The following is a 14,788-nucleotide window of genomic DNA, read 5'->3' as shown; positions in this document are numbered from 1 at the left end:
CGCGTCGGGTCATAGGTCTTCCCGCAGGGCGATAATGACGCGGTCGGCTGCTGCTTCTGGATCGGCGATGATGTCGCTCGCCCAAAGGCGCAGCACCCTCCATCCCCGTTCGGCCAGCTCGCGGTCGACGTCTTGGTCCCGTCGGACGTTCCGCTCGATCTTGTCGACCCACCATTGGGTCCGGGTGGGGAACAAGCCAGCCAGATCGTCCTTGCCTCGACGTCGCCACTCTGCGGGGTTGCCATGCCAGAGGTCGCCGTCGACGAAGATTGCGATCTTCTTGCCGCGCACCACCAGGTCTGGGCGCCCCGGCACGTCCGCCGCGTGCAGGCGGTATCGGCCGCCGCGCGCATGCACGGCGCGGCGGAGTAGTAGCTCGGGCTTGGTGTCTTTCGCGCGAACCGCGCTCATGATGCGACTGGTCACGGCCGGATCGCGCGGCCGGGCTACTTGCGCTCTGGTCTTGGTCATCGTTCGCGCAGAACCTTCGCGATCTCGCGACCCATCACTGCACCGAGACCGACGGGGACGGCGTTTCCAAGTTGGCGCATTTGCTCGCCCCGCGGACCCTCGAGCCGCCAATCGTCGGGGAACGTCATGATGCGCGCGACTTCGCGGACAGTCAGGTATCGGATGCTCCCGTCATCACGCCGAAGAACTGACTCACCGCCAGGTACGCCGTGTACGCCTGCCTTCACGGTCTTCGCCGGCCTGTCCAGCACATTGGCGGTGTGCCCGGGATACTCACGAGCGCCTGGCCAGCCGATGTGGTGGATGTAGCCCGGCGTCTCCTGGCGCTCCACCGGTTCGGGCAGGTCGTGGATGGCGTCCCTCAGGGTCTTCCATGGCCGGAGACCGTCCTCCGGTGGCGTGACGCCGGGATGCTCTTTGATCGGCGCCTGGGGATGCCGATCTGAGTACTCTCCGGACAGCTGGGCGCGCAGAAGAGCGCCGGCACTGTGAGTGGGATCGGGGAAGTTCCACGAGATCCCTAGATCCTTGCGGAAACCGACCAGCACAACTCGCCACCGATTCTGCGGAACGCCGTAGTCGGCGGCGTTGACCAGCTTGAACGCGATGTCGTATCGCTCGGTCGGATCGCCGCCGCCACCGCGCAACGCCTTGACCAGACGGCGGTCATGATCGGCCCATGGTTCCCCGTCGACGCGCTGCTCGAATGGGGCAGCCAGTTCTCGGCGGATGTAGTCCCAATAGGGCTCGAAGGAGGGCCGGAGGAGGCCCCGCACGTTCTCGGCGAGGATGACCAGTGGTCGTGTTTCCCGGACACAACGGTTGAACTCAGGCCACAGGTTGCGTTCGTCGAGGTGACCCTTGTGGGCCCCGCCAAGGCTGAACGGCTGGCAAGGTACGCCGCCAGCGACGACGTCGACGTCTCCCAGGAACGGCGTGAAGTCGACTTCCCCAATCCCTCCTTCGATGAGGGGCCACGGGTCGGCGAGCGTCGCGGGAGGTGTCTCGTCGGGCAGGTAGTCCACGGCGTTGTTGGCCCTGAGGGTCGCGCAGGCACGCTTGTTCAGCTCGTTGAGCAGAAGGTGGCGAAAGCCAGCCTCGTGCAGCGCCATTGCGAGCCCACCACCACCGGAAAAGAGCTCGATACAAGTGCCAGAGTCGGCGTCGTCGGCTGCCTCCGGAGCGTCGTGGACCATACCGCGGGACGCTACCGCGGACCTCCGACATGAGGGGCGTGAACACGCGTCTTTAGGAGGGCATCGTCCGACCCGGACGGCACCTAGCTGGTTGAACGACTTTGACCCGTCGTATCACCCGTCATCGTCTTGGGGGAGCACCCAGACGCAACCTGCGAGGTCGTAAACCGCTCGGCCGTCAGTGGTGGTACCAACCTTTGGAAACTCGTCGACGTAGTCGTTGGCGTCGGACCGGGTGCAGACGAGGGTGTCGCCAACCTCGGTGACGTAGCCCCAAATGCCGTTGGGGTCGTTGGCCCGCCAGGCGTGGAGGAACTCGCCGAGCGCCTCTGCGGTCGCGAGGGGTCGCACCCACCCGTTCCAGCGCTCTTCCAAGACACCCTCAGCGTTCAGGGTCAACTCGTGGACCATGTCCTCCGGAGCGCTGTCTATGTAGTTCATCGCCTTCCTCGCCCTCGGAGTCGTCGAGCGCCGATAAGTTACCTTTCGTCGCCCGACGCCGGGCGACATCGCCTGCTGTTGGCTGCGGCGGGCAGCGAGCCTCCGCTCGGATGAGATTCGAGCCATGCCGCGTTTATGTCCCGAAAACGGTGTCGCAAGCCATCTAGCGACGTCAGATAGCATCAAGAGGATTGAGCGCCGTCGCCTCGTTCGCTGTGCGTTTGCGCAGGTCAGAGCGCGAAGCAGCAAGAATCAGCAAGCAGGCTCGCAACCCGTCACCACCGAACTGTGAGTCCAGAGGTCGCAGGTTCAAATCCTGCCCCCGCTACTGGAAAGTGGCCCGTGACCTGCGTAAATGCAGGTTACGGGTCACTCGTCATTTTGAGCCATTCCGGCTTGTGTCGCGCTTTGTGACCCATAAACGGCTAGAGGACCTGGCGCCCGTGTCGGTACGGGGAGGTAGATGTCGTGGTGAATTGACCAGACGACTGGTCAGTTGCGACATGGCGGCGCTGGTTCGAATCGTTAATCGCACTCGGACTGGGGTGTTCCGGTCAGCGAGCATCTTGCGGGCAGACGAGTTCCGCAGTCACGCCACTTGGACGGTCTAGATTCATATAGAGATTTGCTGATTCCTAGGTTGATCTTGACGTCCGAGCGGACCCCGGAGCAGCCTGCTCGCGGCTGTCTGCTGACGTCGCCTCTTCGGGATCCGCGGGGGCAGGCTGGTGCCGCCGCACCGGACTCTCAGGGATGCTGGAGGCGCTGAGCGCTACGGCCTCCATGCGGGGATCGTCGGCTGCGCCAGTCCGCGGTCACCGGCCGGTCGCTCTCCGGGACGCCCCTTCGGGCAGGCTGAGAGAAGAAGGGCTGAGCGGTTAGGCGCGAATGCCGTAGGCCTTGATCTTGCGGTACAGGCTCGAGCGTGCCATGCCGAGGTGTGCGGCGGCGGCGACCCGATTGCCGTGGTGCTCGCGGAGCGCGTTCACGATCGCGTCGCGCTCGGCCGTCTCGAGCGGAGTCAACTGGTGCCGAGCCGCCGTCTGGCAGTACGCCGGCAGGTCGTCAGCCTGAATCTCGCCGACCGGTCGCTTGCGGAGTGCCTGCTCGAGCGCTTCCGAGAGCTGTGCGACGTTGCGGGGCCAGGAGTACCGCGAGACCAGGCGGTGAGCTTCAGGGCTGAGGCGGACCCGCCGGTGCGGTGCCAGGGTGCGCAGCAGCGAGCCGATGATTCCGGTCAGGTCCTCGGTTCGGCACCGTAGCGGGGGCACGGTCACGGAGACGTCGAAGTGCTCGAGTAGTGGGTGGAAGGGCAGGTCGGAGTCGAGCGCCGAGTCGGACAGGGTGGCGACACACCACGCGGCAGTCTCGCTGGTGCGGATCCGCTCCAGGAATGAACCGAGCTGGTCGGCGGCTGCGGTTGAGGCGGCGTCCAGGTTGCGCAGGATGTAGAGGGTCGGATCGCCGTCGGTGGCCAACAGTGCGTCCATGTCGGCGGGCTCGCCTGCCACGGTGACGTCGGCCGCATCGACCGCGACGCTTCGGCCTCCCGGCAAGGTGCTGTGGAACAGCTCGCCGACCAGCGTGAACTTGCCGGTGCCGGTTTCCCCGAGCACGACCGTGGCCTGTTGGTTGACGAGCGCGGTTCGGAGCTCGTCGCAGGCCCGCAACCAGGCGGGGGAGCGTCCGGCGCTGATCTCGTCGTACGGCTTGCCCAGGTCGCCCGCGATGCGTGAGGTCGAGCTGGTCGCGACCGCGACCGGGGGCAGCACGTGTTCGACGAAGTCACCACCGGTGCTCGGCTTGGCCTCAGCCACCACCTCGGCGATCACCACGAGCCCTGCGACTTCCGAGCCTGTCAGGATCCGGGTGCCACGAACCTGCACCATGCGGCCGGTCGGCAGCTCGAGAGTGTCGCTGGCTCGGTCGCGCCGCCCGGTCATGAAGGAAGCGTGGTCGCGCAGGATCCGCTGTTCAGACGGGTCGAACTGTGCCTCGGCAGCCGGGTTCGCCATGAAGATGGAGTCGCCGAAGGCGAAGACGGCCTGTCTGGTGGACTTCGCTTGGACCTGCAGGTAGGTGTCGAAGATTGCCTGCTGGGACTGGCTCCGGTCGAGGAGGAGGTTGCGGCTGATGTCCTGCGCCGCGCTCTTCGCCAGGGTGTGCATGAGTGGGCTCCAGCTCTGACTGAGCGTGGAGATGTCGAGCACCCCTTCGATCCGGCGGGTCACCGGGTCGATGATCGGTGCACCCGTGCAGGCGAACGCGTGCAGGTTCTCGGCGAAGTGTTCGGGGCCCACGATGCTGACCGGCTGTCCGGACTCGAGCACCGTCCCGACGCCGTTCGTGCCCATGGTGGACTCGGAGTAGCTGAATCCTGGCGCGAATTCGACCCGGTCCAACAGCCGAGCAACGGCGTTCGAGGTGTCGATGCGCTGGACCAATCGGGCTCGGTGGTCGGTGACCGCCACGACGATCGGTACGTCCGCCGTGTCGCTCCCGAGCTGGCGCAGGACCGGCCGCGCGCAGCGCACCAGCAGTGAGCTGGTGTCGATCTCGTCGGTGAAGTCGCTGTGCGGTCGCGCGCTGTCGACGCCGGCTTGTTGGCTTCGCTCCCACGAAGCCGCGAGCAGGCCGGGGATGCCGGCGGCTCCGGGAAGACCGCTGTCGAGGAAGTCCGCGCGCGCGGCGGCAACCCGCAGCATGCGCTGAGCAGAGTCCGGCACGGCGCCCCCGTCGGTGTTGGTGTTCCTGACACTTCCATCGTGGCCGTGATGGGCGCCACATGAAAGCCCCTGGCTGTTCGATCTTGGGACACCGGCTGCGCCCGGGACGGCCCGCAGAGTGGTCGTCGTCACACCGTCACCGACGAGCCGCAGCCACTCGGCTCATGACCGAAGGAGCGCGATGAGCACGCTCATCAACATCGACAACGGGGGCACCCTGACCGACATCTGCGTCTGGGACGGGGACGGGTTCACCTTCACCAAGACCCTCACCACTCCGCACGACCTCTCCGAGTGCCTGTTCGCCGGCATCGAGAAGGTGTCCGCCTCCCTCTACGGCGAGGCCGACACCGAGCGCCTGCTCCACGCCACCCAGCACATCCGCTACTCGACCACCCAGGGGACCAACGCGCTGGTCGAGCGGCGCGGGCCGATGATCGGCGTCCTCACCACGCTGCCGGAGCTCGAGACCGCACTGCGCAAGTCCGAGGCGGAGCAGGAGCTCTTCGACGACCTCGTCGGCGATCGCGTCCTCACTCTCGACCCCGACGCCACGGCAGAGGAAGTCGAGTTCGAGGTCGTCCAGCGGGTCAACCGGCTCACCACGCTCGGCGCGGCGCGGGTCGTCGTCGCGGGCAGCAGCCCGGAGGAGGAGCAACGGCTGCGGACCGTGCTGCTGCGGAAGTTCCCGCGCCACCTGCTCGGCTCGATCCCGCTGATCTACAGCTGGGACCTCGCCGGCGACCGGGAGGACGCGCGCCGGGTCTGGTCGTGCATCCTCAACTCGTTCCTGCACCCGACCATGGAGCGCTTCCTGTACGGAGCCGAGCGGCGGCTGAAGGAGTACCGCGTCAGCAACCCGCTGCTCGTCTACCGGAACGACGGCGCCTCCTCGCGGGTGGCCAAGTCGGTGGCGCTGAAGACCTACTCGTCGGGACCGCGCGGCGGCCTCGAGGGCACCGCGGCCCTGGCCCGCGCCTACGGGCTCTCCCGGGTGGTGATGATGGACATCGGCGGCACGACCACGGACGTGGGAGTGGTCGAGGGCGAGCAGGTCGACGTCCAGGAACGCGGCGCCATCAAGGGGGTGCCGATCTCCTACCCGATGAGCAACGTGCACTCGCGCGGCGTCGGCGGGTCGTCGGTGATCGCCGTCGAGGGCGGACGGATCACCGTCGGGCCGCAGTCGGTCGGCGCCGCTCCCGGGCCCGCGTGCTTCGGCTTCGGCGGCAAGCAAGCGACCATCACCGACGTCAACCTCCTGCTCGGCGTGCTCGACGCTGACACCTACCTCGACGGCACCTTCCGACTGGACGCCGCCCGATCGCGGGCGGTGATCACGGAGACCGTCGCCGAGCCGCTCGGGATCTCGCTCGAGGAGGCCCTGGTCCGGATGGAGCAGGCCTACTTCCAGGCGGTGTCGGCGGCCTTCGCCGACCAGGTCGACGGCGACACCACGCTGGCGGCCTTCGGCGGCGCCGGCCCGATGAGCGCCACCGGCGCGGCACGCCCTGCGGGCGTCCGCAAGGTGCTGGTCCCGCGCAGCGCCGCCGTGTTCTCGGCGCTGGGCATCTCCTTCTCCGACGTGGGCAAGACCTACGAGGTCGGCGTCAGCGAGCCGACGACCGCGAGCGCCACCGCGACCTACCGCGACCTGCTCGCCCGGGCCGAGCGCGACATGTTCCAGGAGGGCTACGCGCTGGCGGACTGCACGGCCGACTGGGAGCTCATCGTCGAGGACGTCGATGGCTCGCAGCTGCACCGGGCGCCGTACGTCGAGGGGAGCCCGGCCGACCACCCGGGACACTTCGCGTCCCTGCGGCTGACCGTGACCGCGCCGCTCTCGCAGCCGGACCTGGTGCCGGACGAGCCCGTCGACCCGGTCCCCGCGCCCGTGGCCGGCACCCGCGAGGTCCGCTCCGCGGTCGACCGGGTCGACACCGTCCCGGTGCACGTCCTGGAGCAGCTCTCGCCCGGCCACGCCGGCGACGGCCCGGCGATCGTCGAGGGCCCCTTCTTCACCGCGCGCGTCCTCCCGGGCTGGTCGTTCCGGGTCACCGCCGCAGGCGACCTGGTCCTCGACGACCTCAGCTGATCCCACCCACCCCAGGAAAGGAGGACTCCCGTGCGAGTCCCCATGACCGAGTACCTCGTCATCGACCTCGAATCCGAGCGCTGGGTGTGCCGCGTGTGCGCCCACGATCTCGGGTCCGCCCACGACAACTACAAGCCCGGGACGCTGGTCTACGACCGCGACCCGCGCGAGATCCACCAGCCGATCATCGACCCGGAGCGCTACGAGTACACGTTCAGCCCGGACCCGACGTACTGCCGGATCCTCGAGTACTACTGCCCAGGCTGTGGCACCCAGATCGAGGTCGAGTACCTCCCGCCCGGCCACCCGCCGACCGTCGACCTGCTGATCGACGTCCCGGCGCTGCGCGCGCAGTGGGAGGAGCGCGGAGTCGACGCCGAGGAGGTCCACAACTACGGGCCCGGCGACGACGCCCAGCAGCAGACAGCGGCCCTCAGGGCCATCGGCCACGTGCGCTGACGCGCCGAAGCAGAAGGAACAGACCCCGTCATGAAACGAATCTCCGTCGACATCGGTGGCACCTTCACCGACTGCTTCTTCGTCTGGGACGACCTGTACGTCGACGCCAAGGCGCTCACCACCCACCACAACCTGGCCCTCGGCTTCAACGAGGCGCTCGACCTGGCCTGCACCCGCGCCGGCCTCGACCGGGCGACCGTCCTGTCCGAGGTCGACTCGGTGCGCTACGCCACCACCCTCGGAACCAACGCGCTGATCGAGCGGAAGGGACCGAAGGTCGCCGCGATCGTGACGCACGGCTTCGAGGACACCATCCCGCTGTCCCGCGGCCGCGGGTACGGCGAGGGCCTGGACTACTCGATGCAGCAGAACCTGCCGGCCGCCGAGCGTCCCGAGCCGATCGTGCCCCGCTCAATGATCCGCTCGGTCAAGGAGCGGATGAACTCTGCCGGCAAGGTGGTCGCTCCGCTCGACGCCGAGGACGTCCGCAAGATGGTGCGCGAGCTGGTCAACGCCGGCGCTGAGGCGATCGTCGTCTCCCTGGTCAATGCCACCGAGAACCCGGCCCACGAGCTCGCCATCCAGGAGATCATCCTCGACGAGTTCCCGCCTCACGAGCTCGGCGCGATCCCGGTGCTGCTGGGCCACCAGGTCTCGGGACGCAAGGGCGAGTACGTGCGGTCAACCTCGACCATCATCGACGGGTTCCTGCACGAGATCATGTTCCACGCCCTGAGCCAGCTGTCGAACAACTTGCGGGACTCCGGCTACGACAAGCCGATGCTCGTCATCCACAACTCCGGCGGTATGGCGCAGATGAACTCCACCGACGCGCTGCAGACGATCCACTCGGGACCGATCGCGGGCGTCGGCGCGGCCGAGCACCTCTCGACCGAGACCGGGCTCGGCCATGTCATCTCCACCGACATGGGCGGCACCTCCTTCGACATCGGCCTGGTGCCCGAGGGAGGCGTGAAGCACTACGACTTCCTGCCGACCATCGACCGCTGGCTGGTCTCGGTGCCGATGGTGCACCTCGACACCCTCGGCGCCGGCGGGGGCTCGATCGCGTCGTACGACCGGATCCACAACTCGATCAAGATCGGTCCCGAGTCGGCCGGCTCCAACCCCGGACCTGCCTGCTACGACCGCGGCGGCCTGCGCCCGACGGTCACCGATGCCGACCTCCTGCTCGGCTACCTCGACCCGGACAACTACGCCAACGGCTACATCAAGCTGAACCCGCGGCGTTCGAGCTTCGCGATCGAGGAGGCGCTCGCCGATCACCTCGACATGGACGTGCTGGACATCGCCCGGGTCATCAAGGACGGCGTCGACGAGCAGATGGCGATCGGGATCGGCAAGGAGCTGCGGGTCCGCGGATACCTGCCGGAGGACTTCACGATGCTCGCCTACGGAGGAAACGGCCCGCTCCACGCGTGCGGCATCGCCCGGCACGCCGGCATCAAGCGGGTCCTGGCGCCCCCCTTCTCGTCCGTCTTCTCCGCCTGCGGCGCCGGCAACATGAAGCAGCTCCACTTCCACGAGCGCGGCGTGCACGTGACGATGTACAACGCGACCACCCGCGCCCTCTACGACCGCTACGACGAGTTCAACGCGGTGGTCGCCGAGCTGGAGGCACGTGGCCGGGAGGACCTGGTCCGCCAAGGCTTCGACGCCACCGACGTGCGGCATCGCCTCGAGGTCGACATGCGGTACGGCAACCAGCTGCTCACGCAGGCGGTGGCGCTGGAGGACATCAGCCGGATCGACGGCGTCGGCGACGTGCTCGGGATCATCAAGACCTTCGGCGACGTCTACAGCCACCGCTTCGGCGCGGCGTCGGCCGCACCGGAGGCGGGCATCCGCTGCAACACGATCCGGGTGGCGTCGTACGTCGATGGGGACGTCGTGAACTTCGAGCCCCTGGACGCCGGCGGGGAACGGACGGAGCCGAGCCCGGTCTCGCGCCGGCAGGTGCACTTCATCGGCCACGACGCGGCGTTGGACACGCCCGTCTACGACCAGGGCGCGTTGACCCACGAGCGGGTGATCCATGGCCCGGCGATCGTGACGACCGAGAACACGACGTTCCTGGTCGAGCCCGGCTGGCGGCTGGAGCCCACCCGCCAGGGCGCCGTGTGGTTCCTGCAGGACTGACCCGCCCACCCGCTATCCAACGCAAGGAAGACTGACATGACCGCAGTGCACGAGAACCCCGGCCGGGTGCTCACTCCGCAGGAGCAGGAGTGGGTCGACAAGTTCATGGACGAGACCACGCTGTTCCTCGGCCCCGACCCCGAGATCATGCGCGACCACGGCATCGCGCCCCGCAGCGACCACGAGGAGCTGGCGATTGCTGCCGGTGTCGACCGGCTCGAGGTCGAGCGGATCCGCAAGCGGATCGCCGGCGCCCTCGACGAGGGCTACGAGATGTGCGAGGCCCAGGGCGCGGCACCGGGCGCCAAGTGGGGCGACCTGACGACTGCCATCTACACGGCGTCGGGCGACGTCTCGTACCTGTCGTGCCACGGCGTGATCGCCTTCAGCGCGATCCTGCACCACCCGATCCGCTACATCATGAAGTACTGGAAGGACGAGCCGACCGTCGGCATCAACCCCGGCGACGGCTTCATCCACAACGACGCGCGGTTCGGGAACGTCCACAACACCGACCAGTCGATGATCATGCCCGTGATCCGCGACGGCCGGATCATCGCCTGGGTGGCCGCGACCATCCACGAGGGGGAGAACGGCGCCTGCGAGCCGGGCGGCATGCCGTCGGGCTCCGAGACGCCCTTCGACGACGGCCTGCGGATGAGCCCGTTCAAGATCGTCGAGGGCGGCGAGCTGCGCCGCGACCTGCTGACCTTCCTCCAGCACTCGGTGCGCGACCCGAAGCTCCAGCTCGCCGACCTGAAGGTGAAGATCACCGCGGTCCGCAAGATCATGGAGCGGGTCGACGCGGTGATCGACGAGGTCGGCGTGGATACCTTCGTCGCTGCGCTTCGCACCACCGTCGAGGACGTTGAGGTCGAGGTCCGACGGCGGATCAGCGAGCTGCCCGACGGCACCTACCGCTTCGACCAGTTCATGGACTCGACGCTGAAGGAGAACATCCTCATCAAGTTCGCCTGCAAGATCACGGTCAAGGGCGACCAGATGACCGTCGACCTGCGCGGCACCGGCCCGGAGATCCTGAACCGGGCCATCAACTCGCCGTTGTGCTCGGTGAAGTCGATGTTCATGCAGGCGATCCTCGCCTTCTGGTGGCCCGACCTGCCGCGCTGTACCTCGGCGATGAGCTGCATCGAGATCATCTCCGACGAGGGGACGTGGGCCGACGCCTCGTACGACGCCCCGATGGGCCAGTCCCTGCAGGCGTCCTTCCGCGGTTTCTCGGCGTTCCAGGCGCTCTACAGCCGGATGTCCTTCTCCACCCCGCACAAGTACAGCAACGTGGTGGCCAACTGGTTCAACCAGATCAACACCTTCCTGTGGGGAGGCATCACCCAGCACGGCGACATGGTCGGCAACCTGTGCGCCGACCTCAACGGCATGCCGGGCGGCGCCAAGCCGTTCCGCGACGGCGAGGACGCCGTGTCGCCTCTCTTCTGCGCGATGGCCGACACCGCCGAGCAGGAGGTCATGGAGGAGGAGGTGCCCTTCATGCAGCTGGTCTCCAAACGCCTGGTCCGCGACAACATGGGCTTCGGGAAGTTCAACGGGGGCATGGGCTACGAGATGATCGTCGCCGCCGAGGGCACGCCGCAGTGGGGCTTCATGACCGTGACGTCCGGCGCGAAGTTCTCCTCCATCTACGGCATGTACGGCGGCTACGGCTGTGGCACCTACCCGCTGGCGATGGTCAAGGGAACCAACGTCTACGACCACATCCGGCGGGACCCGTCGAAGTTCGACCTGTCCATCGAGAAGGTCATGAACGAGCGTCCGTTCGAGGAGGGCCGGTACTCGACGTACCACATGGGCCTGCAGTTCGACATCGCCAAGGACGGCGAGCTCTACATGATCAGCCAGGGCGCCGGCGGCGGGTACGGCGACCCGCTCGAGCGCTTGGCCGAGTCCGTCGTCCGGGACGCCGAGCTGGGCCGGATCACGCAGAAGGTCGCCGAGGAGATCTTCGGGGTCCGCTACGACCCGACGAACTTCCGGCTCGACGTCGAGGGCACAGAGGCCGCGCGACGGACGGCGCGCGATGCGCGGCTGCGCCGTGGCAAGCCTTTCGCTGAGTTCTGCGAGGAGTTCGTGACCCCGGAGCCGCCGGAGAGCCTGCACTACTACGGCTCGTGGGGCTCCGAGACCGACGACATCACGGCCACCGTATTCACGATCGACGGCCCGGAGCGCGTGAGTGCCCCGCTCGCCGAGCTGCCGATCGTGATGATCCCCGACCGGCGTGAGGTGCGGATCGCCGAGCTGGAGGCCCGGGTCCTCGAGCTCGAGGCAGCCCACGGCGTGGAGGTCAAGCGGCTGGCCTGAGGCCGGACCTTCCCGCCACCGGCGGTGGGTGACCGGGTGGTCGACCCCGGTCGCCCACCGCGTCCCTGAACGTCATCGACCCCGCCGGATCGGCGGGGCGGAAGGAACCCACCATGTCCTCCCTGTTGAGCCTCGTCAGTGCCGTTCCCAGCGGCCGTCCGCGGCCGGTGCTGCTCGACCACCGCGACTACGCCACGGCCGTCATCCGCCAGGGTGCTCCCGTGCCGTGGACGGACCTGGCGGCGCTGACCGGCCACATCCAGCAGGTGCACGCTCTGCTCGATCCCGACACCACGTGGATCGACGGCGGTGCGCTGTACGCCGCACACCTCGCCGCCCATCCGGAGATCGTCGAGCAGATGGGTAGCCGGTCCCGGACCTGCTCGCCGACGACGCCGGCGTGGAGCGGGTGGTGCGCACCGCCCGCACCCTCGCCGAGGCGTGCCGCCGGCCGCTGGTCGTGTCGGTGCCCTCGCCCGCCGTGTGGCTGGGACGCGCGCACGCGCTGACGGGCCACAGCCTCCCGGGTATCGACGAGATCGCCGCCGACACGGCGTCGATGTACCTCGCCGAGTGGCTGGGGAAGCTCGGTGCCCTTCCCGTTGCGCTGATCGTGCTCGACGCCCGCACATCCCCGGGAGATCCCGTCGTGGAGGTTCCGGAGCGGCTGGGGGCGCTCTCGGCCGTCACCAACGTGGCAGCGCACTTCGAGTGGAGCGTCGCTGTCCGCCGCGACAGCGGGGTGGAGGTTGAGGGAGTCGCCGTCGGTGTGGTGCCGGACGGCTTCTGGGCGGGGGCTGCGGACCTGCCGGACGGCGATGCGCTCCTGGCCACCATCCCGGCGTCGGCGACGCCTGAGCGGGTCCTCGACCAGCTCGCGGCCCTCGGCTGAGGGGACAGCGGTGGACAAGACAGTGCTGAGTGCCGCTGAGGCCGTACGCCGTGTGCGCGACGGGATGACAGTGGCCACCGGCGGATTCGGAGTCTGCGGCGTCCCGTCGGTCCTGCTCGCCGCGCTGGCCGACCAAGGCAGCAGGGACCTCGAGCTGGTCTCCAACAACTGTGGCATCGCGGGGGTCGGCAACTCGCGGCTGCTGGAGAACGGTCAGATCCGTCGTCTCGTGGCTTCCTACGTCGGAGAGAACAAGGAGCTGGAGCGCCAGTACCTCACCGGGGAGATCGAGATCGAGCTCACGCCTCAGGGGACGCTCGCCGAGCGGCTGCGGGCCGGCGGATCAGGCGTCGCAGCCTTCTACACCCGGACCGGCGTCGGCACCCAGGTGGCCGAGGGCGGCCTGCCTCTGCGACACGCACCGGATGGCACCGTTGCCGTGGTCAGCCGTCCCAAGCCGGACGCAGTCTTCGACTGGGACGGCGAGGAACAGGTCTTCGTCATGGAGGAGGCCCTGCGCCCAGATGTCGCGTTGGTGCGGGCCCACAGGGGCGACCGACACGGAAACCTGGTGTTCCGCATGGCTGCGCGCAACTTCAACCCCCTGTGCGCGATGGCGGCCCGGTTCACGATCGCCGAGGTGGAGGAGCTCGTCGAGCCCGGCGAGATCCCGCCCGACGAGGTGCACCTTCCGGGCATCCACGTGCACCCTCGACCCGTGCGCGGACATGTCATTTACAAGACACCGCCACGGTGGCGGGTCGGATATACCGCGAGTCACGCGCGCGGGCCAAGGAGCAGCCTTCCAGTCGGCCACGGGCCAGCCAGCACCCATTACAGATCTACCCGCTCGTCCGCGAGCTGGCCGCGGACCGGATCCCTGTCGCGGTGACGTCCCGGGTCCTCAAGATCGCCCGCCAACCCACTACCCGGGCCAACGCCCTGTCCGACGCCCACCGCGACGACCCCGAGTTCGGCTACCGATTCCTCCTCGACGAAGCGCGCGATGTCGGCGAACCAATGGTCGAAGAGCGATGTCTTGTCTGCGTCGTGACTCTCGTTCACCGCAGCACGCCTTCCGCCTCGTTCAGAGCAATGAGGTGCTGGGACACCTCGGGCACCTAGGGCGAGCACTGCGATCATGCCTCGGGCGGGTGTGTGCGCCCCTGAGGTGATCGGGATGCTCGGTGACGTCGAAGGCGGCCGCTGAGCAGGGGCCAAGCCCCATAGAATGCGTCGGGGTCCGCGTGACCGCCAAGACCAAAGTACCGCCGCCCGGCTCATGGAGTGCGGCGGACAGAGCCCGTCGACCACTTCGCCGATGTCGAGCACGGGCGACAACCGGCCGCTATCCCGTGCGGGAAGGCGGCAGGTCCCCGCGTCAGCTACGGGTAGTAACTGGCGGGATGCTCGCTCTGGTCGTAGCCCACCGAGCGCTATCGGTCAATCCGATCTGAGATGTCTCCACGTCATCTCGGCAACCCGATGTGTCGCCTCGGGGTGAGCGCGCTGGGTCCCCTTACCCGTGCAGCAGCCTCAATTCCCACCACCCAGGTGCTCACCCAGCGGGGTGACTTGGCTGAGCCTTCTCTGCGTTAGAAACGCATGACTGCCCGGTAGTGGRGGGTCAGGAAGTCTTGCCGCCCGCCGCTCCCCTGCTCGCGGTGTCGACAGGGTCAGGGAAAAGGGGGCCATCCGTGGAGCTCTACACGCCGGTGCTGGTGCTGGCGGCTCTCGCCGCGTTGTTCGCGGTCGGCTCGGTCGCGATGAGCACCATGGTGGGCCCGCGCCGCTACAACCGCGCGAAGATGGACTCCTACGAGTGCGGCATCGAGCCGACGCCGCAGGCGCTGAGCGGCCGCTTCCCGGTGAAGTACTACATCACGGCGATGCTCTTCATCGTCTTCGACATCGAGATCATCTTCCTCTACCCGTGGGCCATGCAGCTGGACAACATGGCGTGGTTCGGGCTGGTCGAGATGGTCCTCTTCATCGCCACCGTGTTCGT

The 14,788-nt window shown here is 68.1% G+C and carries 11 protein-coding genes; 7 read left to right on the top strand and 4 right to left on the bottom strand.

Features of this window, described 5'->3' with window-relative positions:
* Nucleotides 1–9 precede the first annotated feature (9 nt).
* The 4 genes from L615_RS04305 to L615_RS04290 form a co-directional block, all read right to left on the bottom strand.
* A complete protein-coding gene (locus tag L615_RS04305) occupies nucleotides 10–471 on the bottom strand; it encodes a very short patch repair endonuclease (RefSeq protein WP_145724240.1) in 462 nt (153 codons plus the stop codon).
* Nucleotides 468–1,667 (bottom strand): DNA cytosine methyltransferase, encoded by a 1,200-nt coding sequence (locus L615_RS04300; protein ID WP_145724239.1) that lies wholly within the window; start codon nucleotides 1,665–1,667, stop codon nucleotides 468–470. Before L615_RS04300 ends, L615_RS04305 begins: the two co-directional genes overlap by 4 nt.
* Before the next feature lie 114 nt (nucleotides 1,668–1,781).
* Nucleotides 1,782–2,108 (bottom strand): hypothetical protein, encoded by a 327-nt coding sequence (locus L615_RS04295; RefSeq protein ID WP_145724238.1) that lies wholly within the window; start codon nucleotides 2,106–2,108, stop codon nucleotides 1,782–1,784.
* A gap of 878 nt (nucleotides 2,109–2,986) precedes the next feature.
* Nucleotides 2,987–4,813, bottom strand: coding sequence for a sigma-54-dependent Fis family transcriptional regulator (locus L615_RS04290; protein ID WP_222430439.1), 1,827 nt, complete (start codon nucleotides 4,811–4,813; stop codon nucleotides 2,987–2,989).
* A 202-nt stretch (nucleotides 4,814–5,015) separates the two neighbouring features.
* Between L615_RS04290 and L615_RS23705 the strand changes: the two genes are divergently transcribed.
* The 7 genes from L615_RS23705 to L615_RS04245 form a co-directional block, all read left to right on the top strand.
* Entirely contained in the window at nucleotides 5,016–6,929 is a 1,914-nt protein-coding gene (locus tag L615_RS23705; RefSeq protein ID WP_222430438.1) for a hydantoinase/oxoprolinase family protein, read from the top strand.
* Nucleotides 6,930–6,959: 30 nt separating this feature from the next.
* On the top strand, nucleotides 6,960–7,388 hold the full coding sequence (locus L615_RS04275; RefSeq protein WP_145724235.1) for an acetone carboxylase subunit gamma: 429 nt from the start codon (nucleotides 6,960–6,962) through the stop codon (nucleotides 7,386–7,388).
* A gap of 30 nt (nucleotides 7,389–7,418) precedes the next feature.
* Complete coding sequence (locus L615_RS04270; protein ID WP_145724234.1) at nucleotides 7,419–9,548, top strand: hydantoinase/oxoprolinase family protein; 2,130 nt, start codon at nucleotides 7,419–7,421, stop codon at nucleotides 9,546–9,548.
* Between the two features lie 36 nt (nucleotides 9,549–9,584).
* Nucleotides 9,585–11,888, top strand: coding sequence for a hydantoinase B/oxoprolinase family protein (locus tag L615_RS04265; protein ID WP_145724233.1), 2,304 nt, complete (start codon nucleotides 9,585–9,587; stop codon nucleotides 11,886–11,888).
* 400 nt (nucleotides 11,889–12,288) lie between these two features.
* Nucleotides 12,289–12,780, top strand: coding sequence for a hypothetical protein (locus tag L615_RS23700; RefSeq protein ID WP_222430437.1), 492 nt, complete (start codon nucleotides 12,289–12,291; stop codon nucleotides 12,778–12,780).
* Between the two features lie 10 nt (nucleotides 12,781–12,790).
* Nucleotides 12,791–13,672 (top strand): CoA transferase subunit A, encoded by an 882-nt coding sequence (locus tag L615_RS04255; RefSeq protein ID WP_145724232.1) that lies wholly within the window; start codon nucleotides 12,791–12,793, stop codon nucleotides 13,670–13,672.
* Nucleotides 13,673–14,477: 805 nt separating this feature from the next.
* On the top strand, nucleotides 14,478–14,788 hold a 311-nt coding region (locus L615_RS04245; RefSeq protein WP_145724231.1), incomplete at its 3' end, for an NADH-quinone oxidoreductase subunit A.

Origin of the sequence: Nocardioides sp. J9 (assembly GCF_007829375.1) — a bacterium.
Classification (GTDB): Bacteria; Actinomycetota; Actinomycetes; order Propionibacteriales; family Nocardioidaceae; genus Nocardioides.
Note: the sequence above shows the minus strand (reverse complement) of the source record. Positions and strands in the feature narration are given on the sequence as shown.

Bases quoted from the DNA above. Each gene is read 5' to 3' on its own strand.
- L615_RS04290 (WP_222430439.1), bottom strand. From the start codon at position 4,813: ATGCTGCGGGTTGCCGCCGCGCGCGCGGACTTCCTCGACAGCGGTCTT.
- L615_RS23705 (WP_222430438.1), top strand. From the start codon at position 5,016: ATGAGCACGCTCATCAACATCGACAACGGGGGCACCCTGACCGACATC.
- L615_RS04305 (WP_145724240.1), bottom strand. From the start codon at position 471: ATGACCAAGACCAGAGCGCAAGTAGCCCGGCCGCGCGATCCGGCCGTG.
- L615_RS04265 (WP_145724233.1), top strand. From the start codon at position 9,585: ATGACCGCAGTGCACGAGAACCCCGGCCGGGTGCTCACTCCGCAGGAG.
- L615_RS04270 (WP_145724234.1), top strand. From the start codon at position 7,419: ATGAAACGAATCTCCGTCGACATCGGTGGCACCTTCACCGACTGCTTC.
- L615_RS04300 (WP_145724239.1), bottom strand. From the start codon at position 1,667: ATGGTCCACGACGCTCCGGAGGCAGCCGACGACGCCGACTCTGGCACT.
- L615_RS04295 (WP_145724238.1), bottom strand. From the start codon at position 2,108: ATGAACTACATAGACAGCGCTCCGGAGGACATGGTCCACGAGTTGACC.